We start from the raw sequence: 24774 nt of genomic DNA, 5'->3' as shown, positions 1-24774 counted from the left end.
GGATTATATCAAGCCGTGCTCCTTTAAACTGTAGAAGCGATTGCCACCAATAATTATATGATCAAGGACTTCTATTCCAATGATTTCCCCAGCGGCTATGAGTCGTTTTGTTAAATTCACGTCCTCAATCGATGGCTCTGGGTCACCGCTCGGGTGGTTGTGAGCGCAAATGAGCGAGGCACTACAACGTCTTATCGCTGCATGGAATACTTCTCTAGTATGAACGATAGCGGCGTTTAGAGAGCCTATGGAGATTACCTCTTTGAAGATGAGGCGGTTCTTGGTATTGAGGAAAAGGCAGATGAAGTGTTCTTTCTGTTCGTAACGCAAGTCTGATTCAAGCAGGGTGAAAATGTCTTTGGGACTACGAATGATATGTTGATCTTGATTAGGTAAGGTCAGTACCTTTGCAAGTTTTAACATGGCGGTGATTTGCCGGGCTTTTCCTTTGCCAATTCCCTTTATAGATACTAACTGTTGCTCTGATACATCCAATAGTTCTGTGGCTGTAGGAAAGCGCTGGAAAAGCTCTTGGATTGTGTAGCTGTCGCTGCTTTCTCTTAACGAGTCAGATACCAATTTTCTCAAATCATTATCTTTATTTTGTTGCATAATGTATAACCTCCTAATTTTCTGATTATTGTATATATAATATAAATTTCAAATTTTCAAATTTACGATAAATTTACATAATTCCCTTAAATAGAACGCGTGTTTGGAAGGAGATGGTAGATTATTGACGAATTATGTATTTTGACTTAGTTCTAAAGTCTATCTTTGTTTTTTAGAGGTATCATTATCATCAGAGCTATAAGAGCTTTATTTTATATATACAACCAAAAAGTTTGTGGGTGGGGTGTTTCTATGAAGAGGGCTAGTAACGATGCTACTCTTTCTAAATTAGGTGATTTATATCAACAATATATCGGGTTATTAGAGTGTTTTAAGATGCAAGAAGGAGAGACGATATTATTTGAAGTTGCCGGAGATGTAACAAAATTATCTAAAAAGGATTCATTTCAAATGGAAATTAAACACCATTTAAAAAAGACTCCCATAATTGATAGAAATGTAGACTTTTGGAACACCATTAGAAACTGGTATAAAGAATTTAACAGAATCAAAGATCATAAAAAGCTAATATTATTTACAACAGCGGAGATAGATCCTAAATCTGCTTTGTACAATTGGAATGAGGAAAGCATAGAGCGGAAATTAAATATTCTCAAAAACATTGGTAGTGAACTTAAAAAAAGAGAGACTACGTTCCGCCCTCTTTTTAACGATATTTTTTTACAAGGAAATTATAACGAAGGTAACTTAAAGTCCATTCTAAGCAGAATGGAAATAGTAAATAGGCAAGAAAAAATTGATAAAATTGATATCGAATTTGAAAAATATATCCCATATATTCCTCAAAAAAATAGAAAGCATTTTATTGCCACCTTGCTTGGCATTGTTGTATCTAACGTCAAAAAGAAGCCTCACATATGGAAAATAACATATAAAGCATTTGTAAAGCTACTCCAAGACACTACCCCTTTATATGTTCAGGAGCATTTTCTTCCACTCCCTACTGAGTATATTCAACTAACCCTTCCTTTAGAGATTGAAAAGGAAAATCAAGATAAAGAATTTGTTAAAGCAATTAGAAAAATTCAATATGATAAGGAAATACCCAAAGCTATAAGCGATGTTTGGAAATGTAATATGACTATAACAAAGTATTATCAAGACAATTTAGTTTTTAACAAAGACATCACAGTTTATAAAACAAACCTTACCGAAAAATTAAATTACACAAGAGAAGGATATGTTATTGAACATGGACAAAGTGACCGTAATCTTCAAATAAAGGAATCTAAAAAATTATATAGTGCAGTGATGTCATGGAATGCATATCCATTTGGTTCAATAAATCCTAATCAGCCTTTTTTTCAAAAAGGGATCATTCATGACATTATTGAAAATAAAGATTTTTTATGGGATATAGGTGATGAAAATGGGCTTTGAGCATATAAAAAGATTATCTTTGAATCCTTATATGATGAGTAAAATTATCCAGAGTTTTCTAGAAGGATACAATGCGCCTGTTGATATAAAACTCTTGTTTTATGTTCTACCTATAGTTCTAAATAAAGATTCAAGAGATAGGTTGTTAGATGCGAGAAGTACAAGTAAAATTGATTCTTTGTTTGGGAAAAAAGAAAACTATGATGTTCATGAAGGTTTAAAGTTATCTGGCAAAGCTAATTTAGCTGGGTTCATAGATAGGTATATTGAATTAAAAATTTTAACTAAAGAATCTATTATTATTTTGGTGAATGAAAATAAAATTATAATAAACAATTCTGTTATATTGATAGAAAAAGACAATTATTCAAATTATTCAAATAAAAATATAAAAGAAACTCTTAGAGCAAGCTTTTACTTAGGGGTTATTTTCAAAAAAAGTTCCATAGAACATCTTGATAACTATTTAGGAGTGAAGAGCAGTTGAAAAGTTATATTAGCTCTATTGTAATCTTCAACCAAAACGGAGAAAAACGAAATGTAGATTTTACCGAAGGTGTTAATATAATCACTGGTGATTCAAAAACAGGAAAGAGTGCACTTGTTGAAATAATTGACTATTGTCTTTGTAGTTCTCGTTGTACAATCCCAAAAGGACGAATAACAGATTTCGGTGATCTTTTTTGTTTAATATTTGTTGTTAATAATAAAACACTTATTATTGGTAGAGAACGTTGGCAACTCGGCGGAAAAATGTATTTTATTGTTGAGAATTCAATTCTCATAGAAGATTTGCAGATTACTTATTTCTCTGATAAACAGAAACATTCCGTAAAAGATGTACAATATCGTTTAGAACAAGAATTAGGCTTACAAGTTAGCAATTTGGAAATTGATGAAGGCCAAAAGCCTAAAAAGGCATCTCTTAGAAATATGGTATCGTATATGTTCCAACATCAGAATTTGATGGCAAGTAAGTTTGCCTTATTTTATAGATTTTCTGATTTTTATAAAAGACAAGATACTATTGATCAATTTCCCATTTTTGCTGGATACATAGGTCAAGAATATTATACGGATTTAATTAAATTAGGTAACTTAAATAAAGAGTTGAAAAAGCTACAAAAAAGCGAAAGGCAAAATGAAAACATTGATAAAAAGATTAGAAAAGAATTAGGTTCTCTTTTTAAAGATTATTATGCTCTTGTTGGAAAGTATTTTGAAGATGATAAGTCTATTGTACAACTAAAAAAACTTTCTGAAGATTTACCTGATCTGGACATTTCACAATACACTTCACAAAACATAGTGGAGCGTTACAGTAAACTTAATAAAGACATTGAAGTATTACGAGAAAAAGAAACTAAGCTAACTATTAAAATAAAAGAATTGGTAGACACAAATAGTGTGGGTTATCAATACATTGAAACGCTAGAAGAGTTGAAAGAAAAAACAAATATTTCTCAACCTAAAAAAAAGGAATATAGTTGTCCTCTTTGTGGAGAAGAGTGTAAATCTTTAAATCATTTTAATGACAAAATACTTGAGTCTATAAACTGGCTTGATAAGGAGATTGAATTCACAAAATTATATAATAGCAATTTCTTAGAGGATGTAAGGAAAATTGAAATTGAAAAGACTAATATTATTTCTCAAATTAAACGGGTGTATGGTCAAATTAAAAATATCGAACGGTCATATTTGAAATCAGATACATTAAATAAACTACAAGAAAAGATTGGATTTGCTAAGGCGAAAATTCAATTTTATGTAGAAACTATTAATGAGGGATTATTTGAAGATACTAATGAAGAGATAGAAAAATTAAAAAACACTATAAGTTTACTTGAGGCCAAAATTAAAACTTTCCAAATCGAAGAAAAGAAAAAAAATGCGAAGTTGGAAATAGAGGCAACGATGAATAGATTGGCAAAGAAACTTGATTTTGAAGAAGAATTTAAACCAATTAATTTGAATTTTGATTTGTCAACATTTGATCTGTATCACGTTAATGGCTATGATAAGATCTATTTAAGTGAAATGGGGAGTGGAGCAAACTGGGTTTCTTGTCATATCGTATTGTTCTTAAGCCTTTTAAGATTCTTTGCTAAGCAAAGTGAAAAGTCACCAATGCCATTACTATTGTTTTTCGATCAACCAAGTCAAGTTTACTTTCCGCAAGGAACAAAAGTGATGGCTACTGATGAAGACGAACCAAAAAAACAAAGAGATATTGACGCCGTAAATGCCATGTATAAAACGATTTTTGATGAGGTAGATGATATAAAAAAGCTAACAGGTATAAGACCCCAGGTAATAATTGTTGATCATGTTGATGGAGAAGAATTAGAAATTAAAGAAGAATTTAAAAAGCATACTCGAGGTAATTGGAGAGATGGTAATGCTTTGATTTAAGTGAATGGACTTTCAAGTGCAATCCAAATAAAGAAAATTGATTATATTGAGTAGACTTAAAAACTTACTTGTTACATTGGTGTTTTAACAGTGTTTGATCAATCAATCATCTGACACTCATTCTTATGTTTAGCTTGTATATTATTTATAATGACTATCATTGAATAGAGGTGCTTAATTGAAGGAACTAAGTCAACTGCAATTTGAAACTAATCCCCCGGCCTTATTAATAGCTTTAAAGGAACGTAGTGATGATTTGTATTCAGTTGTGGTCAAAGTATATCGCAAAATAAAAGATATATTAGATACACGAGTTGCACAAGTTTTTCCTGATTATACACTGCATAATATGAATCATTCACTTAGAATAATACATTATATGGGGGATATTATACCAAGTATAGAGTTGCTTTCCGATCTTGAGATTACTTTCTTAATTTGTTCAGCGTTGCTTCATGATATAGGTATGGGAGCTACAACTAGTGAGGTTGAAAATATTAAGACAGGGGCACTTAATTATAATAGTTATAGCTATGAAGCTTTTTTGAAAAAATTTCACAATGATCACATAAAAGCCATCCAAGATTATATACGAAGAGTTCATGCATTGCGGTCCGCAGAATACATAAAAAATGAGCTTGAGGAAATTCTTATTATTCCGACAATGCCAAATACTAATTTTACTGAGGAAATTTCGAAAATATGCCAAGCGCATACGGAGGATGTAAGTTGGATAGAAAAAAATCTAATCACATATTCTTTAAAGGGAATATATACAATTAATACACAGTTCTGTGCAATGGTTTTAAGATTAGCTGATTTATTAGATTTTGACAGTGAACGAACCCCTCCAAGTTTGTTTAAAACATTAGAACCAACGGGTGTAAGTCAGGAAGAATGGAAGCAGCATTTTAGTGTGGATAATTCTAACAAGATAACTGTTGATACTTCAAGAGGTTACAAGATAATTGAGTTATTTGGTAAATGTAACGATTCAGTTATACACAGGAAGATACTAAAATATATAGATTGGATTAATTCTGAAATTGAAAATATAAATAAAATAACAAGTAAAATGGAAAATCAATATGTAGTGAATTTTAAATCTCATGTACGCAATGAAATTAAATCTGAAGGGTACACATTTGCGGATCTAAGATTTATTATTGATTTTCGACAAATTACAAATCTATTAATGGGTGAACAAATATATGGGCATAGAAAAAATGGATTACGAGAATTGATACAGAATTCTATAGATGCATGTAAAACGAGAAAAGAAATTGAAGATAGAGTTAGAGAATTTGGTGATGAAGTATATGAACCAGTAGTTAAAGTAATATTAGATAGTTATAAAAATCAAGTTACTATTAGTGATAATGGTAGTGGTATGACTATTGAAATACTAAAAAAATATTTTCTTAATGTGGGATCTTCTTACTACACTTCTGATGATTATCTTTTAAAAGGTCTAAAACATAAACCGATAGGCAATTATGGGATTGGTTTTTTGGCTGGTTTTATGCTATCTGACATAGTTACTGTAAAAACAAGGCATTTTGAGAATCCCACAAGGTATGAAGTTGAATTATCAAAAGAAGATGAATATGTTTCAATAAAAGAAAGTGAAGATGTTAAACATTTCGGCACAGATATAATTCTTAAATATGATCAATTTATGAAAGTTTGGCCTAAAGGCATAACGGAGATAGAAGAGTTTCTAAATTTATACTTTCTATCTGATGGAGTCCGAATTGAATTGATAGATAAAAACTCAGAGGAAAAAATAGAGATTATCAATAACTTATTCTCTTCTGAACAAAACACTAATATAAACGATATAGGCATCAATCTTTCAGATTTTCTTGAGGGTATAACAGGAGAACTTCTAGTTAAGAATCCACTAAATTACTTATTCAATACTAATATTGATGACATTAATTTAAAAGGCACCGCCTACTATTTTGACAATGAAATGATTGACTTCGCAGAATCCAGGGTTAACATTTTGGATTTAGTTAGTAATGGAGAACTTAAGGTAATCAATATTCCGATTATTGATGACGGTAAAAGTTTAGATAAAATAATTGAGGTTTTTGATGATCTAGATGAGGCATTAAAGCATTATATTGAAAAAAATAATACAGAATATATTACAATTTTAGCTTCTGATGAAAAGATAGCCACAGCAAAAGAAGGAACATTATCTTATCATGAATCTATTATGGATGAATTAAATTTTAGTGCTTTATATGATTATGGGCAGGACAGAATGTGTAACCACACGTTAATTGATTTTGACTCATTTAATATATTTTATCTTTCTGGTAATAATGTGTTTTTGGAGTTGATTGATAATTCACCAAAACAATATTATTCGCTAAACAGAAGGACATCTTTTGATCTTAAACTTTACATTAAAGGGGTGTACGTAAAATCCCTAGCACTTACGCTAAATAAAATGCTTTATTATTTAAGATTTGAGGAATTTAAAATTAATATTGTTATGGATGATATTGTACCAAATGTCTCAAGGGATGATATTAACATAGGGATCGAGAGTGACATTTGTATCGCAATTTATCAGGCTATTTGTTTGGGAGTATATGTGAAGCTAAACGATCCTGTTCAAAAAGAAACTTTAATTGAATACTTAAGAAAGTTTCAATCCATTCAGACTCCTTTTCTAAAAGAAAAATATAGAAACATGCTCTTCTAAGTGGTAGCTACATTTTCCTGCTGAGTATTCGATGTAACCGAACGCAGAGTAATAGGACTCAAAAAAGTCTCTGCCAGTAGAAAGAAAAGGCTCAGTAGGGCTAGGATAAACGATAGAATGCTTTTATAGGAGAAGTGTCCGATTTCTAACAAAAGGGTATTAACGCAAAGCTCCTGCCCTTCATTTTGCTAACATATTTGCTAACATGGCTCCATATCCAAATCCTCGAACATAGAGAGTATTGAACACAAAAAGTGTCTTAAACCCGCATGGCTAAAGGCTTTATGCTCGATTTTTCGATAGTATGGAAAAGGGTCTACGAAGACTACTTCAAGACTTAAAATCCTGCGGTACGTGAGTACCGTACGGGTTCGACCCCCGTCCTCGGCATCCTTGATTTATAAGGGTTTTTTCCGAAAAACCTTGGTTTTTGAAACAGCTTAGGAGAGAACTTTTTATCGAGTTCTCTCCTGCAGTTCTCTCCTTTTTCCGAAGGAGAGAACGAGGAGAAGATCGCATGACTCTCATGAAATATTGAGGGTAGTGCGATCTTTTTTTATTAAAAGACCAAAACACCGCTCATTGTTGATGCCGAAGATACTTTGGAGCTGTACTCTAGATGAGAATAAATGTTGGCTGTTGTAGAATAGTTGCTGTGTCCCAGCCATTCTTGAATTTCTTTCATACTGACTCCATTGGAGAGTAGGAGGCTTGCACAACTATGACGCAGGTCGTGATAACGAATATGACGAAGACCATTTTTTTTAAGAGTTCTAGTGAAGTTCTGTGTGATATAGCCCGGTTTAATTCGTTGTCCCAACTTATCCAGATAGATATACTCCTCGTAATCTGTGCAGTAGGATTTACCACATATGGCTTTATTGAGAGCTTGAAGCTCACGAATGCGCAGCAGTAAATCCTTAAAAGCTGGCACAAGAGGTAAGGTGCGGCGGCTCGGTTTGTTTTTAGCACGGTCCTTTTCAATGATGTGTTCCTGACCTTCAAAATAAACCGGAGTTACCGTGTGCCTGATACTAATCGTTTTGTTTTCAAAATTTATAGCTGTCCATTTCAATCCGACTACTTCACTTCGCCGCAATCCATAAAAAGCGGCAAGAATGACTGCTAGCTCTATCAATTCGCCCTTAACTTTTTCAAACAGAATATTTGTCTCCTGCTTGTTGTAAAAACTGCCTACAAAATCATTTTTCTTTGGCCTTTCAATCTTATCTGCCGGGTTAGTGTTAATTAAATCATTTTTGAGAGCATGTTTTAGCGCTTTGCGAATATTAGCATGATAATGGAGAACCGTGTTGGTTGTCACTCCATTTTCTTCAAGCTCATACTGATAGTATTCTTGAATATGACATGGTAATAGCTCTTTGAGAAAAAGCCCTTTTTCTTCAAAGTAAGGTACAACATGATTAGTAATGACGTTGTGATACGAAGCGTAAGTGATAAATTCAACCTGGTGTTTCATCATTGCTAGCCACTGAAGCATGAAGACAGAAAATAGGGGTCCTTGATCGACTGGCTCTTCAGCTGACATTTCTTCGATAACTTCTTCAACTGGTTCTTCCTCAGTAGCATTTAAAAGAAGAGTAAATTCCCTCCTTGTCTCTAATAGCAATGCTTCTGCTCTTTTTTTGTTTCCTTTTACCGTAAGGCCAGTAGGAATCCATTTTGGTTTTCTCTTACCTTCTTCATCCTTGCAATTCAAGACCATATAAAAAAGACCCTTTTTTTCTTGTAGGTGGCCTGCTACCATGAAAAAACCTCCTTCATAGCAGCCCGCATTGGTCCTACCATTGACGCATTAATTATAACACGTATGAGCAGAACGGTTCAATGCGGTAAAGTGTGAAAGCTAGAGGGTGAAGTGCCATTTATAACTGTGGCTAAATACTCGATTATATAGATTTTAGGGATTTTGTATATCCTACCAATCTTAAAGTGCTGTATACGTTCAGCTTGCAATAGTTTGTAAGCAGTTTTTGTGCTTATATTACCTAACATAACACACAATTGATCTATGTTAACTACATCGGGAAAATTACGATACATAAGCAGAAGTAAAGATTGAAGTTCTGGCTGTCCTATATCAGTTTGCATCTATAGCACTTCCTAACGAAGAAAATATTTGTAGATATATGGAGGCTGGAGGTGTTATTTATGAATCAATATATTCTCGACAAATTCATAGAGATCTGTTCAAGCTGCCGACGGTTACTCGACATCATAGCTTTTTAAAGCTCCCTCTCATCCGAGCGGGCTGCCCCCAATGCAGTGACGCTGGCCAGGCAGAAGTATCATAATCCCCAATACCGGTCATTGCGATTCATCCTACCATGGGATGATTTAAGTCGGAAAGATAGTCGCTCAGGGCACATGCGATCCTTCTTGGCGCTTCCGCTATGTCGCTTCTGCTGTTGCAGAGGCAATGGGAAAGTACTTGAACAGAAGATATGTAGATATCAAAGAACAAGTAAGGAATTTAGAAGCAGGCTTTTTATAGCTTAGCCCCTATAATTTAAATGGGGATGAGATAAGGAATAAGCAATTAAAATTCTAAACTTATTTTTTGCTCCTCTACTTGTTGGGATAGAACGATTTCACTAATATAACTTGAGTGTTGCAAAAACTACGCTGTCGATTTGACCCGGTTAAAGCAAGTTTGTTAGAACTTTCGTCGAAGATTTTAAAATAAAAAGGACATCAAACCTTTGTGTAGAAATTGACGGTTACGACGCCACAATTTCCATATAAAGGAGATGTCCACTCTTATGGTATCCCTCTACATGTCCATAATCGTCAAGTTTATTTTAGTGCTGAAGTTGGAGTTATCTAAACCACAACTGAATCACGTGTTCACACTCGTTCACGGCATCATTCTCTGCGCCGGACGTAAGAATATCACTCAGATTCGTAACGTTACCAGACAAGATCGTCATCTCAGTAGCATGACCAATTTCTTGAATCACTCTCCCTGGTGCGTCAACCGCATGCAGCGTAGACGCATGCAATTTGCATTGGAAAAGATCCGGGCGAAACGTGTGAAAAGCGGTGATTCCAGATCTCTTATGTTTCTTATTGTGGATGACACTTGTTGTAAGAAAGACAAGTCGACCAAGAAGATGGAGGCGCTCAGCTTTCAGAATTCACATGAAGACGGCAAGTCTGTCTGGTGCCACAGCATTGTCACTTCCCATGTGGTGAGTGAAGGTTGCTCCTACGCTTGGGATTTTCGCCCGTATTACCAGAAAGAGTATTGTGAGGCGCAGCGAATGAGGTTTAGCAGCAAGAACGATTTGGCTCTGGAAATGATCGAAGCCTTCCCTGCTGAGGATGATGCACTCGTCTACGTCCTTATGGATAGCTGGTATACGAGCGAGAAGGTCATCAACGCCTGTAACCGCAAGGGATTTCATGTCATTGCAGCCGTAAAAACAAATCGGCTGATCTGTCCAGCCGGCATTCCGATTCAAATTAGTGATTTCGCTACACAGCACATTCACAAAACTGATCTCCACTCTGTTACCGTGGAAGGTCAGGGAATGTACTGGGTCTATCCCTACGAAGGATCCGTGAGCGAGATCGAAAACGTCAAGCTGTTGCTGTCTTGGAAAGATGATTACACCGATTTGAGCAAACCTCAGGTTTGTCTTCTTTGTACGGATCAGTCCCTGGATCTCGTTACCATCCAGCGATATTATCACGTACGTTGGAACATCGAAACGGGTAATCGTTATTTCAAGGAATTGCTCGGCTTTGACCAATATCAACTGCTTTCTTTTATCGGCATTCAACGTTTTTGGGCCATTCAATTCCTGACGCAAAACTATCTTGAATTCCAGCGGCAGGAATGGATGAGAGACAAATCATCCATGACACTAGGCGATGTGGTGTATCGCATTTGAGAAGAGTACTTCGGGCAGATTATCGTCTATGTTTACCAGCAAGCCTTGGAGAAAAAGCCGCTTTTCGACATCCTGAAACATTTCAAACTGTCTGCCTAAACGTTGTTTTTACTGATAGCACTACAGGTCTGTCCACTTAGCTTATTGCTGAGTTAAATCGCAACACTCAAGTAATATAAGATACCCCCTGCCATAAAAACAGGGGGTTACAAATTAATCACACAAGTTAATATAAAAATATCTATCAATTAAAGATCATTGAAATGAAAAATTACTTTTTTATTATGCATAGTTTAAAAACGCAATCTTCATATTCTAATGATAACGATTAAGATTAAAACGACGTACTGCTAATATGAACTCTAATGTAAGGTGTTGTCTGCAATCCTCATCTATATGCCCGTTTTGTTTTGCAAATTTATTTATCAGTGGTTGATAAAGAAAAATTAGTCTAGCTTCGGCATCACGATTGCCACTCTGAGCCAATTCAATCAGTGTACCTATTTCTTGCATACTGATTCCATCCCTTTTTAATTTAATGTAAGGTTAAGAGAATTATTAGTTTAACAATATAAAGAGAGGTGCTCTTTTAATTTCCGTAATAAATTTGCTTTCATTTTACTGACTGCTTGCCTTGAGATACCAAGATTATATGCAATTTCTTTATCAGTTAAATCCTTACAGTACTTTAGGGCCAATACCCTCTTTTCTACAGTACTAAATTTCAATTCATCGATAATTTGTATCAATGTAGTACAATTTTCGACTCGGGTAGAGGACGACAAACAAATACTAAAGTTGGGTTTGATGTTATTTAATTCTTTTTCATCCAATAGAATAGTATGAGAAGTATGGCGAAGAGCTTTTTTATAATAATCCCGGCTCGCATGACGTAAACACGACTGTACATAACTACTAAAAGCATTTTTAATTGCTTTTTGATCTTTGTTAACATTATGCATATTTCCATCTCCTCTCATTAATTAAATGGGAATGATGAGAGGGAAAGGCAACCTTTGGATTTAATATATAAGAAATGTAAAAATAAATTTTCGACATTTTTACTATAATCGGCATAATAAAGCGAAAGGGCGCAAATTATTCATGTGAAATAATAAGCTGAATCATTCCATCAATTTCATAAGGTCCGCAATCAACAGGTAGAATAAGGTGATCACCTTTATTTAGTCTATACTTGCCGTCTTGGATAAAGATATAACCGTTACCCTCAATCACACTAATGAGAGAATATTTCGGATGAGCTGGCAATTTTGTTTTATTAGTGATTTCCCATTTTTCTACTGTAAAGTACGAATTCGAAACAAATTGGGTTATATAGAGTCCGTCATATTTTTGAGTTACATATGAAGATGGTATATGTATCTGTGGTGTAGTTGTAACTTCGATGGCTTTCCCTAAATGAAGTTCACGTAAATTCCCATTATTATCTCGGCGACCATAATCATATACTCGATAAGTCGTGTCTGAACTTTGTTGGGTCTCCAGTACGACAATTCCTTTCCCCAAAGCATGTAATGTGCCGCTGGGTACATAGAAAAAATCTCCTTGCTTTACTGGAATCTTTCTGAGCAGTTTCTCCCATTCCCCGCTTTGAATCATATATTCTAATTCCTGTTTAGAGGATGCTTCGTGCCCGTAAATAATAGTGGCATCAGGCTCAGCATCGAGAATGTACCAACATTCCGTTTTACCAAGCTCTCCATTCTCATTCTTATCAGCATAGCCATCATCTGGATGCACCTGAACAGACAAATTATCTGAGGCATCCAAAATTTTAGTGAGTAAAGGAAACACTGGTGAACTTGATCCGAATAGTTCGGGTTTCGAGTTCCATAGCTCCCCTAGTGACATACCTTGAAAGACTCCTCCTTTTACAATGCTCTGTCCATTAGGATGTGCCGATATCGCCCAGCATTCGCCAGTCGAGTTATTTGGAATGGGATAATTGAACAAGTCCTTGAGTTTAGTTCCACCCCAAATGCGTTCTTGAAAAACAGGTTGCAAAAAAATAGGTAGATTCATAAATGTTATAACTCCTCTTATTAATAATGGGTAAGAATAAGGCCTGCAACATCAATTAAATTAGCGTCTTATTGGAGAGCAGCAGCAATGGAGGGGATAATACATGTCCCATTTTCAAGCTGGCCAGATAGATCATAGGGTATCCGTTCACCTTAATTGCGACGTTCCCTTGCATATACCCATAAGAGTATTTTCCAACCGGTTCGTTGCTTGAACTTGGCTGGTGATCATATGGATGGTGAGTCAATCTGATATCTTGTTTATGGTCTGATTTTGTACAGGCTTCAGTATATAACTACTTGAAGAGGGGACCTGTAAGCTAGAGACTTCCGGATAGGTAAAGCGGGTCTCATACCGCTATTTATTCATTTTCCGGTACATGGCTGGTGTTACTCCGTACCTTTTCTTGAACGCCGCGTAAAATGTGTTCAGTGTTGTGAATCCATACTTTTGACTAAGTGGCTCAATCGGCTCGTCGCTCGCCAGCAGCTCCTCGCAAATGATGTCGAGCCTGCGTTCGGATATTGTTTCGGTAATCGAACGGGTGGTTTCCAGCTTGTAGAGGTTGCGCAGGTAATTAATCGACAATCCGAGCTCATCGGCAAGCAGCTTGGTAGCCAGATTAGGATTGGTCAGATGTGCTGCGATTAGTTGATCTACCTCTTGGACAAGTCCCGCCTTCTTGGATACATTGCGGGTAGCGGCGATCTCCGCCAGCGTCTGGCTGGACAAGTCCTCCATCCATTCTCCGAATGCCTGGAGGGTCTCAAGCTTCATAATCTGATTCTCGACGGAAGTGAGTCCCCAGGAGCTGGACAGTATGAAATGTGGAGCAGCTTCCTGAAGAGAACGGCGAACATGCATGAAAAAGGTGATAAGCGACATTTTGCACTCAAAATAAGGCCGCTCTCTAAGCGCGGAGAGAGCAGCGTCCATCGTAGGGAGCAGAGTGTCGCCGTCGGCCTTCTGAATTGCATGTACCATCTGCCTCTCCAGTTCAAGCGGAAGATGGTACAGCTCGTTCGGACTACTATCAGCCTGCTCTTCCGACACGAGCGCGCCATGCCCCAGCCGAAAGCGCTCCTGGGTCATTTCGTATACAGTCATGTATCCTTCATGCAGCTCGGCTAATCCTTCCATACATTTGCCGGAAGCCACGGTTGTGCTAATGGAGAGATACTGCTTCACCAGCCGCTGCGACTCCCGCAGCTTGTCGGCAATAGCATTAGGCTGCCTTTTGTCCACCGGCAGGATGACGGCGATATGATCCGCTCCCATATCCACGGTTTGAATTCGGGCGGCGAAGAAGGGCTGCAGTGACTCTCCGACAATATTGGTCATAGCAAACCTTAGCAGCCGCTGGTCTTTATCTGAATAGTTCTGGACAAACGACGGAAAGTAGTCGATCCGGAAGATGGCAACCGACAGGTTCTCCTCCGGAAGCTCAATCTCCAGCCGGCGGATAGATTGGCGAATCTCCTCAAGAGAAGGCGCCGGACCGCTGAGCAGTTCACGCATGAAGCGTTCCCGAGCGAAGAATTTGTGCTGCCGGCCCACCTCTGTCAGTTCGTGGATCTTCTCCGATTGAAAGACGAAGACCTGGGACAAATAATCAAGCTCATTGGCTGCCAGCAGACCGTCTTGCTTTTCGGACTGGTGCTGTTTCATGACATTCTGCACCAGCTCCTGAATCGGCGAATAGACTTTTCGGGACAGCAGAGCGACTACTCCGAGCGAAACTAGGAGCAGTCCGCCGAACAACAGCAGGGTGATATTACGCAGGAAATCGATCCTGCTCAGAATGACAGACTTGGGAATGGTCTCGTAGAAGCGCCAGTTCTGAATACCCTTAATCGAGGTCTGGGCGTAAACCAGCATCTGTTCCCTTTCGTTTTCAGGCTTGTAGAGCTTCCAGCCATTTATCTTATCCGAGCTGGCTGCGGTGAAATCCTGTATTTGATCCTGACTTAGTCGATCGGTGCTGAAGATCATCTCATTCTTATCGTTAAGGACAAATAGGTTGGTCTCTAGGAAGCTGTTGGCTTGCAGCAGTGTCATAATACTGTCCGCGTCCACGTTCAATACAAACGCCGAGATGGACTTGCCGGTTTCATAGGGGATAATGGCCGTAATCACCCTCCGATATTTGCTAGAATTCAGAGGCATATGGGGGGTGCGCGGAATCAGAAATGCCCCGTCCGTAATCTTGCGTGTACGCAGCCGCTCCAGTACCTCTTGGTCATAGAACTCGTCGATGTCAGTAAGCCCCAGCCGGGAATCGATGATACTGTCAGTGTAATCATTGATCAGATAGACCGAATCAATGGATGGATTGCCATTCTTCACATTCATTAGCCGACTCCAGACCGTATAGGTCTCAAAAGTGCTGTTTACTTCGGCCAGTGCATATGACTCTAGCTGGCTGTCAGAGCTGGAGGAGTAAGCGTAGTTGATGGACCATTCCATCAATTGAGCCGTATTCTTGCCGCCATTGACAAGAGCTGACTCAGTATGATCGCCGATTTCGTTTAAGAGGGTTTTGGCAGACAGCCCGTAAAGGGCAACAAAAGAAACAGCGAGCAGGAATGTCGTTGCGCTAATAAAATAGATGAGGATTTTTAGAAAAGTCGTTCGTCGTTTAATTCGTTTCCAATTAAATATATTTTCCATTGAGCTCCCCCGGACGGTTCCTTTTGTTTAGGAATGCAGGGTTTATTGTACCATAGAAGCATCTTCACTGAACCAAATCAATGGATTTTGCGGTGAGTGATGGATTCAAGAACCGGTGAATGGATGCAAGGAAGAAGTACCGTTGCATGTTGTAATTGTTCTCTGCTCCACGGCCTGATATGGTGATTTCAGACATTCGGCCGTGCACGGACCAATGACAACTAAGGGGGTAGGAGCATGGAGCATGCTCAAAGACGGGGCATACGCTGGAAGCTGAAGCAGATCGCACACAGTCCTTTTTTATACCTAATGGCGATTCCCGGTTTGCTGTTTTTTCTAATATTCAGTTATTTCCCTATATACGGAATCATGATCGCCTTCAAGGAGTATGATTTCTCCCGCGGGATTACCGGGAGCAAGTGGGTTGGATTTAAGAACTTTGACTATTTCTTTACTTCGAATGACTTTTGGGTGATTCTCCGCAATACGGTCGGGTTGAATGTGTTGTTTATCATGTTCACAACCTTTTTTGCGGTGCTGATCGCACTAATGTTCAATGAAGTAAGCAACAAGTATTTCAAGAGAATATCTCAATCGCTAATTTTCTTACCTTATTTCATGTCCTGGATTGTAATCGGTATGCTCGTCCAATCGTTTTTGGGAGGCGAACAGCCACCGGTTAATACCTGGCTGCAGAATCTCGGGTTAGAGCCGATCAACTGGATGTTCGAGTCGAAGCTATGGCCGGCCATCCTCACGGTGATCCGGGTTTGGCAAGGTGCCGGCTACCTGTCGATCATCTTTCTGGCCGCGATCACCGGAATCTCCGAGGAACTCTATGAAGCCGCCCGCATTGATGGTGCATCTAAACGCCAAATCATGATGAAGATCACGGTGCCACTGCTGGTCCCAACGATTTCGATCATGACGCTTTTGTCGGTCGGCCGTATCTTTAATGGTGATTTCGCCATGATCTATGCTATCATCGGTGACAATTCACTGCTCTATTCAACCACAGATGTCATTGATACCTTCGTCTTCCGCTCGATGAGACAGCTACACGACTTCGGGATGTCCTCAGCTGTGGGCCTGTTCCAATCGGTCATGGGGCTCATCTTCGTCGTGTCCGCCAACGCCATCACCCGTAAGGCATCTAAGGAATCCGCATTGTTCTAGGAGGGAAATCATGAAACAGACGGCATCCGACCGTACTTTTACAGCCATGGCCTACATCATTCTCATTTTGTTTACGATCTTCTGTGTCTTCCCGTTTCTACTGATGATCATCGGCTCCTTCACGAAGGAAAGCGAACTGATCGTGAACGGGTATACCCTGTTTCCTAAGCATTTTTCTACAGCGGCTTATAAGGCGCTGCTGCATTCCGATGCACTGGCCCAGGGATACAAAGTCACTATCCTGATTACGGTGATCGGGACACTCTCGGCACTGTGCATCTCGGCGATGCTCGCCTACTCGTTGTCCAACAAGCGCAATGTGCTGCAGACACCGCTACTCCTGTTCTGTTACTTGCCTATGCTTTTCTCGGGAGGAATCATTCCCTTCTATATTGTTGTCAGCCAGTGGCTGTATCTGCAGAATAGCATCGGCGCACTGATTCTGCCGTTGCTCTGTCAGCCGTTTCTCGTCTTCCTACTGGTCAGCTTTTTTCGCACCGTGCCGGATGAACTGGAAGAAGCAGCCCGGATCGACGGCGCTAACGAAATGCGGGTATTCTTCCAGATTATCCTACCGATCTCAAAGCCAATTCTAGCATCCGTTGGCTTGTTCTATGCACTATATTACTGGAACGACTGGTTTATGGGCTTAATGTTCATCGACAATGAAAAACTGTTTCCACTGCAGCTAATCCTACGGCGGATGGTCTCTAATATGGAAGCGGCTAAAAATTTGATTCCTGCTGCCGCAGCGATCTCGACAGAAGCCCCCACCTATGGCGTACGAATGGCTACGACGGTACTCACTATCGGACCGATCATTCTGCTGTATCCGATGCTGCAAAAGTATTTCGTCAAAGGCCTGACTGTTGGAGCGGTAAAGGGTTGAATGAATGGATTTCGGCATTAACCGGGCGACCGGATTAACGCATAGATGATTACTTTTCGAGGAGGGTCAAATTATGAAAAAAAACAAAGCAATCAGTACCATTCTCGTCAGCGGCTTATCGCTTTCTCTACTGCTGGCTGGCTGTGGAGGCGGGGGAAACAAGAATGCTTCCCCGAGTAATTCCACTAATGGAGAGGTGTCCACGGCCAGCACGGCTCCAGCTACGGAGGCCCCAAAGGAAATCGTTGAATTGAAAGCGTATTTTCCCGGCGATAAGCCTAACGAATTCGAGGAGGTAATGAGGGCCGTGAACGACAAGCTGAAAGCCGACAATGTAGGCGCTTCTCTGAATATCAATTTCTTGCCATGGTCGGATTATGGCAACTCCGTATCGGTCAAGATGTCGGCAGGAGAGGATTTTGATATGTACCTGGACGCTCCTTGGCTATCGATGGCACAAATGATTTCAAGCGGTTCCATTATTCCGCTTGACGACATGGTGGCGGCCCGCAAGGAACTGAAGGATTCGATCCCTGAGCAAATGTGGGCGTCGAACAAATTCGAAGGCAAGATTATGGGAATTCCGCTGGGCACAACTCAAGGAGCGATGAACGGTTTCTTGATCCGGAAGGATCTTCGTGAGAAATACGGCATGCCAGAGTTGAAAACGGTTGCAGATGTTGAAGATTTCCTTTATACCGTGAAGGAAAAGGAAACGACGATCAAACCGTTCATTGTCGATGGTCGCAGAGCCGACACTATGCCGAATCTCTTCACCGATTATTCCAATAATACCAGCAAAGATAACTATGTGGAAACTACGGTTAAGATGTTCTATTACTCCCAGAAAGACAAGAAGATAGTAGGGGCCTGGGAGAATCCGTCCCTCCAGCAGAATTTCGACAGGATCACGAAGCTTTACAATGACGGTATCCTGTCCAAGAATATTGCTCAGGAGCAAAACGCGCAAACCTTGTTCACGCAAGGTAAGTACGCGGCAACGCTGTATGCGTCTGACGGAGTGGAAGGTCTGAAATACCTAGAAGCGCTCAAGATTCCAGGTGTCGAGCTTGAAGTGGTAGTACCTTACGACCAATCGGCTAAGCCGTATTCAACATTCCAGCAATGGAACTTTATGTGCATTCCTAAAGCCTCTAAGCATGCCGATCTGGTGATGGACGTAGCCAACTGGCTTTCTATTAAAGAAAATCATGACCTTTTGGAATACGGAATTGAAGGCAAGGATTGGGAAGCATCGGGAGATACGTCCTTCAAACAGCTGTCCGATTACTCCTTCCCGGGATATGTCATGACATGGCGTCCTACCCTAGTTCGTACCCCGGACAGTATGCTGCCGAGCGATAAGGAATGGTTTGAGAAGTCGAAATTGGCCGAAACCTTTCTCTTGAGTCCGCTTTCCGGGTTCACCTTCAACGCGGATCAGGTCAAGACGGAGTATGCTAAGGTTTCTCCTTTCTATGATTCCCTGTACTTGCCGATGGCTCAAGGTGTATTGCCTACCGATAAAGGATTAAAGATGATGAAGGACAAGATTCTCGGGGTTGGCGGTCAGAAGGTCGTCGACGAGATTCAGAAGCAAGTCGACGCAATGCCGGCCAAGTAAACAAAAACAAAGATAACCTGTGGGGAAGAGGATGTAGCTTACCGCTTTGCGGAGAATTCGTTCCCTTCCCTCTTTGTGAGTTAAACACAGGTGTAGCCACCGCTTCCTGATGGGGCTGCGCCCGGGCGCATGGAAAGGCAGCTGGATGGGCAATGGCACAGTGCCGATCCGCATCGAACGCAGCTGGCTGACTCTGTATCACGGAGCGCTCGATGAAGTGATGGCTGTGGCGGACATTCCGCTGGAAGATATATTCGATACAGTGTCATACGAAGGACCCTTGATTTAAAAATATCTCAACCTGAAGCTCCGCAGAGAAGAGGGGCGGGCTTCAGTTTGAACTCAGGAGGTTGAAAATCACATGAAAAAAATGATAAGTGCTTGTTTAGCCTTGTCTTTGACCGTTTCATTATTTTCTGTGAATCTTGTTGATCGTATTTACGCATCACCGGTGCAAGAAAGCGGGATGACTTCGACACTTTCAATGACCTCGGCCCAGCTTGCGGACAGCTCGGCAACGCAGCAACGATGGCTGTCCATCCCGGATTCTCGCATTGTTCTCAACCCGGGCAACCATCCGGACGGCGGCGCGCATTTTCCGCTCGGTAGCGGCTATTACGTACAAGGAAAAGCCAAGGTACAGGATCGGCTGCTGGAGACCTTCCAAGCAAGCGGAATGCTGCCTCCCAGTGTCGAACAAAAACCGGTCGTCTTTAATGAGCCGTTTGACAATCTCTCCGCCAATGATTGGCAGACTTCCGGTGTAACCGCCTCTGCGACAGATGGACGCGCAGTGGTAACGACAACCGGCGATTGGGGAAGCGTCACGTCCAAGGAAATCACCCTGAACCTTACAGACTCGCCCTACTTGTCAGTGACCGTGCCGAAAGCAACCGGTAAATGGGCACTCAAAATCGATAAAGGCTATCAGCGGGATGTTCAGCAGGACACGACCCAAACCGGTTCCTTCCTGTTCGATTTGAGGACATTGCCTCAGACAAAGGAATTGACGGGCAACCAGACCTTCAAGGTGATGCTCTTTGTTAGCGGCGGAAACGGGAATACGGCCGAATTTGATTCCCTACAATTTCAAGGTGTTCCGCCAACAAATACTAAGGATCCCTATGAGGGCAAGCAGATCGGGTTCGAAGATGTCTTCGATTCCGTTACTTCCACACTGTGGAAAACCGCTGAAAGCGCCGGCAATCAAACCGTTATGAATTATGAAGACGGGCTGGGCAAAATCACGATCAGATCGAATGATGGCTACGGTGCGATTGAGCGTGAAGTGACTGTCAATCTCAGCGAGACGCCATCGCTCAGTGTGAAAATTCCGGAGACCACTGGAAAGTGGGCCATCAAGCTCAATACCGGCGGGCAGTATGAGCCTTATACCCTCCAAGGCGACACTTCGGATACCGGAGTATTTACCTACGATCTGGCCGGAATCACAGGCTGGTCGGGAGTCAAAAAATTCAAGATCAAGATTTTCCAGGTTGGCGGACAGGGCTCATGGACGAAAATCGATCATTTAGCTATTCACTCCGATGACCGCTGGCTAAATACGGCAACTACGTCGCAGACGATATGGCGCCCCGAGGCGATCGATTATAACGGAACCTATTCTGCAGGTGCGGTTACAGGTTCTGATCTTTTCTTTGACACGGAATCGGTGACACGGACAATTCACTCCGACTTGTCTGCCGGAGCTATCGCGGTCGCTGGCGAGTACTCCGGCTCCGCAACCTTTGCAGCCGAGGGGAACGTGTTGACGGTCGTTGACAAGGATCGGGATTTCACGTACGCCATCGCTTTACCTCAAGATGCGGTTCCGTTTTTCTTCACATCGGCAAATGATGTGCGCTTGGGACGCAACGCGATGAAGACACCTTCTTCGGGCTCCGGTTATTGGGTTGTGACCTTGCTTGGGAAGGGAGATTATGCCGTCGGCGTCGGCTATGCCGTTGGTGGAGACGCGAGCGCCGTCGATACGGCCGCGCAGAGAGCAACAGCGGCGGCGACGCTTGAAGGAGCTGCAACCAGCCGAGCCAAGTATGCAACATACTGGGACGAATTTCTTGCTAAGGTGCCGGTGGTTGAGGATTTCGATATTCTCCATGTCAATAAAGTCGGCGTTACTTCCGAAGATGTGAAGCAAATGTATTATATGGCATGGATCGGGCTTTCCCAAAATATACTGCCGCCAACACCTGAGTGTGGGGGATCACATCGGCAGATTGCCACCGGGAAGCCTTCGATGTACACGTCCGGACCGCAAGGAGCAGAAGCTTCGGCAAGCTGGGATTCTCTGTTCGGTATGCAGTTCTTGGCTTATGTGGAGCCGGATATTGCCTGGGAGACCTTCGAAGGGATGATGGCAGGTGTCGAGTCGGACGGTAAGCTGGGAGGAGAATCTCTTCCGGCCCGGAAGGCCCAGACCGCCTGGATACTCTATCAGATCACCGGGGACAAGGAACGATTGGCAGGAATCTATGACAATCTGGTCAAGCATCTGCGCTGGGCTGCCAACAATCTGCGCTGGAGTTTCGGCGACGGCGGTCCGAATGAAAGGGACGGGGAATTTGTCATCTCGCTCATTATCGATTATGAATATGCGCGGCAAATCTCCGAGAGCCTCAACAAAACGGCCGATGCAGAAGAGTGGGCAAACTCGGGGTTGAAACTGACCGAGGATTACAAGAGCTGGTTTTTCCCGAAGAAAGGGACAACCCTCTATAAGCATTGGCTGGACGGAAGTAGACCCGACCTCACCGGACAGACCAGTTCTGTGGCCACCGGTCTCCATGTGCTCGGACTTCCCGAATATTATGTCAATGAGCTGGTGGACCGCTTCCACTCGGAGTATAACCCGGAGATGCAGTTAGCAGGTTTCAAAGGGCTTAAAGCACCTAACGCTCAATATATGACTTACGGTCTCTTGGATCACGGGTTAAGTGAGGAAGCCTCCTCATTCATTCATTCCGTCACCCGCGATATCGTGCGAACGAAGACCTTCGCTGAGGTATACGAGAAGTCTTCGGACGATATCAACGCCATTCCAATTGCGACGAGTATTTATCCTTCTCTCTTTGGAATCGTTAACCTCATCGATAACGTATGGATGGCCAATGGATATCGTATGGACCTTGGAGCTCCCGCCTTTGTTCGGTTACCCGGAGCGACCGGTGGAGTCGCGGGACTGACATGGATGGGGAAGATCTTCGACACGGATATTAACGGTGCGACCATTCAATTATCCGGAGAAGCGCTGAAACTACCTGGCGCATTTTCCCCGATCACAGTGCAAACCGGTGCGACCGTTCAATGGGGAACCGATTATGTGAATCCGGAAGTTCCGGAAGCGTCGGCAAATCTGACTGCGCTGGTGGGTGATGGGAAGGTCACGCTTCGTTGGGATGCCGTTCCGAATGCGGACAGCTACCAGGTATATCGCTTCGAAGGCGACGCGGCGCCTGCCGATCCAAGCGCTTGGCAGCTTGTAGAAGCGGACCTTAAACCGACGACCTATACGGTTGTGGGACTGACCAATGGAACGAATTATACCTTTGCAGTCAAAGCGGTTAATCTAACCGGGGTAGGCGACTTCTCCCCCGCTGTGGTTGCGACTCCCACCGGTGAAGCACATACGGTTCCGTTCGCCCCGGTGAACTTGACCGGAGTGGCAGGGGACGCAGAAGTGCGGCTTCGCTGGGACGCATCAGCGGATGCGGTTACTTACGCGGTGTACCGGTATGAAGGTGTATCGGCCCCGGTCAATCCGGCCGAGTGGAAGCTGACTACCAGCGTAACGGAGGCCACTTACACGGTAATCGGATTGACCAACGGAACGAGCTATGCGTTCGCGGTGAAGGCTGTTAATGTGGCCGGGGAGAGTGACTTCTCCAACGTGATCATCGGAGTGCCGAGTGCGACATTGCCGGAAGTTCCGGCAGCGCCACGAAACCTGAGCGCTGCGACAGGGAATGGAAGCACGGTTCTGAGTTGGAGTGCCGCCACTGGGGCGAATAGCTATTCCGTCTACCGCTATAAGGGAGGGAAGGCCTCAGCCGATCCCGGATCACGGGAACTCGTCGAGGCGGGTATTACGGCCACCGCTTATACGGTACCTGGATTGACGAACGGCATGAGCTATGCATTCGCGGTGAAGGCCGCGAATGCGGCCGGGGAGAGCGCGTTCTCGAACATGGCTGTTGTGACTCCGCTTGCTCCGGTAACGCCAGATAACGGAGGTGATTCTGGTAGCACAGGGACTAGCGCTTTGTCTACGGTCATCTCCACGAATGGCAGCATTGTTATCCCGAGCGGAAAATCCGGCGAAGTGAGCCTGAACGGAGACGTGATGGTTTCGCTTCCGGTAGGTGCGGCGAACAGTGAACTGCGAGTGATCATTGAAAAGCTCGCGACGGCGGCTATACCGCAAGCCGATCAAGGAGCTTTCATCAGCTCTGTTTATGAGATGACGAAGAATGTGCCGGGGCCATTCCGCAAATCGGTCATCCTCACGATGAAGTTTGATCCGGCTAAGGTAGGTGCGAATCAGAGAGCTGCCATTTTCTACTATAATGAAGAGAAGAGGGAATGGATAGAAGTAGGCGGAGTCGTGAATGGAGAGTGGATGACGGCTGTAGTGAACCACTTTACGAAATTTGCAGTAATGTCGGTCGGGAAGAAGGCGGTCGAACCGAATCCGGGGCAGCCTGCTGTTACGTTCACGGACATCGCCGGACATTGGGGCGAGAATGCTATCCGCAACGCGGTGAGCAAGCAGTTGATCACCGGCTACCCGGATGGCACGTTTAAACCGAACGCTGCGATTACCCGGGCTGAATTCACGGTGATGCTGGCTAAAGCGCTTGGCTGGAAAGGGGAAGGCTCAACTCTCGCCTTCGAGGATAAAGCGAAGATCGGCGCTTGGGCAAGGGAAGCGGTGACGGAGGCAGTGGCAGCTGGAATCGTCAGCGGCTACCCGGATGGCAACTTCCAGCCGAACGAGCGTATCACGCGTGCGGAGATGGTGGCGATGATCGCGAGAGCGCTGGAGCTGCCGCTGAATGCGCAAGACGCAACCAGCTTCGCGGATGGCGCAGCCATTCCGAAGTGGGCGAAGGCTGCGGCTGAAGCCATGCACCAACTCGGGATCGTAAACGGTCGCGGCGAGGGCAAGTTCGTGCCGAATGCTACAGCAAGCCGAGCGGAAGCAGTAGCGATGCTGCTGCGGATACAGGATTATCAAAGCAATCGATAAAGAGTAATGAAGCAAAACCTAGCAGCCAATCGCTGTTCTAGG

At 42.4% G+C, this 24774-nt stretch carries 17 protein-coding genes; 10 read left to right on the top strand and 7 right to left on the bottom strand.

The genetic code is table 11. The features are described 5' to 3' along the window. Positions 1-3: 3 nt before the first annotated feature. Positions 4-612, bottom strand: coding sequence for a DNA repair protein RadC (radC, locus tag NSU15_RS22725; protein WP_339287624.1), 609 nt, complete (start codon positions 610-612; stop codon positions 4-6). Between the two features lie 252 nt (positions 613-864). Here radC and NSU15_RS22720 point away from each other — a divergent pair, with 252 nt between their 5' ends. The 4 genes from NSU15_RS22720 to NSU15_RS22705 all read left to right on the top strand — a co-directional run bounded on the left by NSU15_RS22720 (position 865) and on the right by NSU15_RS22705 (position 7147). Next, on the top strand, positions 865-2013 hold the full coding sequence (locus NSU15_RS22720; RefSeq protein ID WP_339287622.1) for an ABC-three component system protein: 1149 nt from the start codon (positions 865-867) through the stop codon (positions 2011-2013). Continuing rightward, positions 1997-2500 carry a three component ABC system middle component gene (locus tag NSU15_RS22715; RefSeq protein ID WP_339287620.1) on the top strand — a complete coding sequence of 168 codons (504 nt, stop codon included), beginning with the start codon at positions 1997-1999 and terminating at the stop codon, positions 2498-2500. The genes NSU15_RS22720 and NSU15_RS22715 overlap by 17 nt, the downstream gene beginning before the upstream one ends. Next, on the top strand, positions 2497-4428 hold the full coding sequence (locus NSU15_RS22710; RefSeq protein WP_339287618.1) for a DUF3732 domain-containing protein: 1932 nt from the start codon (positions 2497-2499) through the stop codon (positions 4426-4428). Before NSU15_RS22715 ends, NSU15_RS22710 begins: the two co-directional genes overlap by 4 nt. 178 nt (positions 4429-4606) lie before the next feature. Next, positions 4607-7147: an ATP-binding protein gene (locus tag NSU15_RS22705; protein WP_339287616.1), complete on the top strand. Its 2541-nt coding sequence runs from the start codon at positions 4607-4609 to the stop codon at positions 7145-7147. Between the two features lie 559 nt (positions 7148-7706). Here the strand turns inward: NSU15_RS22705 and NSU15_RS22700 are convergent. Both NSU15_RS22700 and NSU15_RS22695 read right to left on the bottom strand, forming a co-directional pair. Next, complete coding sequence (locus NSU15_RS22700) at positions 7707-8915, bottom strand: site-specific integrase (RefSeq protein ID WP_052414694.1); 1209 nt, start codon at positions 8913-8915, stop codon at positions 7707-7709. Between the two features lie 77 nt (positions 8916-8992). Further along, positions 8993-9211 carry a helix-turn-helix domain-containing protein gene (locus NSU15_RS22695; RefSeq protein ID WP_256715173.1) on the bottom strand — a complete coding sequence of 73 codons (219 nt, stop codon included), beginning with the start codon at positions 9209-9211 and terminating at the stop codon, positions 8993-8995. 734 nt (positions 9212-9945) lie between these two features. Between NSU15_RS22695 and NSU15_RS22690 the strand changes: the two genes are divergently transcribed. Further along, positions 9946-11064, top strand: a complete 1119-nt coding sequence (locus NSU15_RS22690; protein ID WP_339287614.1) for an IS701 family transposase — start codon at positions 9946-9948, stop codon at positions 11062-11064. A gap of 315 nt (positions 11065-11379) precedes the next feature. On the opposite strand, the gene NSU15_RS22685 is transcribed toward NSU15_RS22690, so the two are convergent. The 4 genes from NSU15_RS22685 to NSU15_RS22670 all read right to left on the bottom strand — a co-directional run bounded on the left by NSU15_RS22685 (position 11380) and on the right by NSU15_RS22670 (position 15777). Further along, positions 11380-11577 (bottom strand): helix-turn-helix domain-containing protein, encoded by a 198-nt coding sequence (locus NSU15_RS22685; protein ID WP_042130121.1) that lies wholly within the window; start codon positions 11575-11577, stop codon positions 11380-11382. Between the two features lie 50 nt (positions 11578-11627). Then, a complete protein-coding gene (locus tag NSU15_RS22680) occupies positions 11628-12026 on the bottom strand; it encodes a sigma-70 family RNA polymerase sigma factor (RefSeq protein ID WP_042130118.1) in 399 nt (132 codons plus the stop codon). A gap of 136 nt (positions 12027-12162) precedes the next feature. Next, positions 12163-13107, bottom strand: a complete 945-nt coding sequence (gene manA, locus NSU15_RS22675; protein WP_042130116.1) for a mannose-6-phosphate isomerase, class I — start codon at positions 13105-13107, stop codon at positions 12163-12165. Between the two features lie 357 nt (positions 13108-13464). Continuing rightward, a complete protein-coding gene (locus NSU15_RS22670; protein WP_339287613.1) occupies positions 13465-15777 on the bottom strand; it encodes an AraC family transcriptional regulator in 2313 nt (770 codons plus the stop codon). Between the two features lie 237 nt (positions 15778-16014). On the opposite strand from NSU15_RS22670, the gene NSU15_RS22665 reads away from it, so the two are divergent. The 5 genes from NSU15_RS22665 to NSU15_RS22645 all read left to right on the top strand — a co-directional run bounded on the left by NSU15_RS22665 (position 16015) and on the right by NSU15_RS22645 (position 24732). Further along, positions 16015-16953: an ABC transporter permease subunit gene (locus tag NSU15_RS22665; RefSeq protein ID WP_042130110.1), complete on the top strand. Its 939-nt coding sequence runs from the start codon at positions 16015-16017 to the stop codon at positions 16951-16953. A 10-nt stretch (positions 16954-16963) separates the two neighbouring features. Beyond that, entirely contained in the window at positions 16964-17842 is an 879-nt protein-coding gene (locus NSU15_RS22660) for a carbohydrate ABC transporter permease (protein WP_042130109.1), read from the top strand. 73 nt (positions 17843-17915) lie between these two features. After that, a complete protein-coding gene (locus NSU15_RS22655; RefSeq protein WP_042130108.1) occupies positions 17916-19466 on the top strand; it encodes an extracellular solute-binding protein in 1551 nt (516 codons plus the stop codon). A 160-nt stretch (positions 19467-19626) separates the two neighbouring features. Then, complete coding sequence (locus NSU15_RS22650) at positions 19627-19755, top strand: hypothetical protein (protein WP_256719208.1); 129 nt, start codon at positions 19627-19629, stop codon at positions 19753-19755. A 72-nt stretch (positions 19756-19827) separates the two neighbouring features. Then, positions 19828-24732 (top strand): S-layer homology domain-containing protein, encoded by a 4905-nt coding sequence (locus tag NSU15_RS22645; protein ID WP_052414693.1) that lies wholly within the window; start codon positions 19828-19830, stop codon positions 24730-24732. The last annotated feature ends 42 nt before the right edge of the window (positions 24733-24774 follow it).

It is taken from the genome of Paenibacillus sp. FSL E2-0201 (genome assembly GCF_037963325.1).
In the GTDB taxonomy this organism is placed as follows: Bacteria; Bacillota; Bacilli; order Paenibacillales; family Paenibacillaceae; genus Paenibacillus_AQ.
Note: the sequence above shows the minus strand (reverse complement) of the source record. Positions and strands in the feature narration are given on the sequence as shown.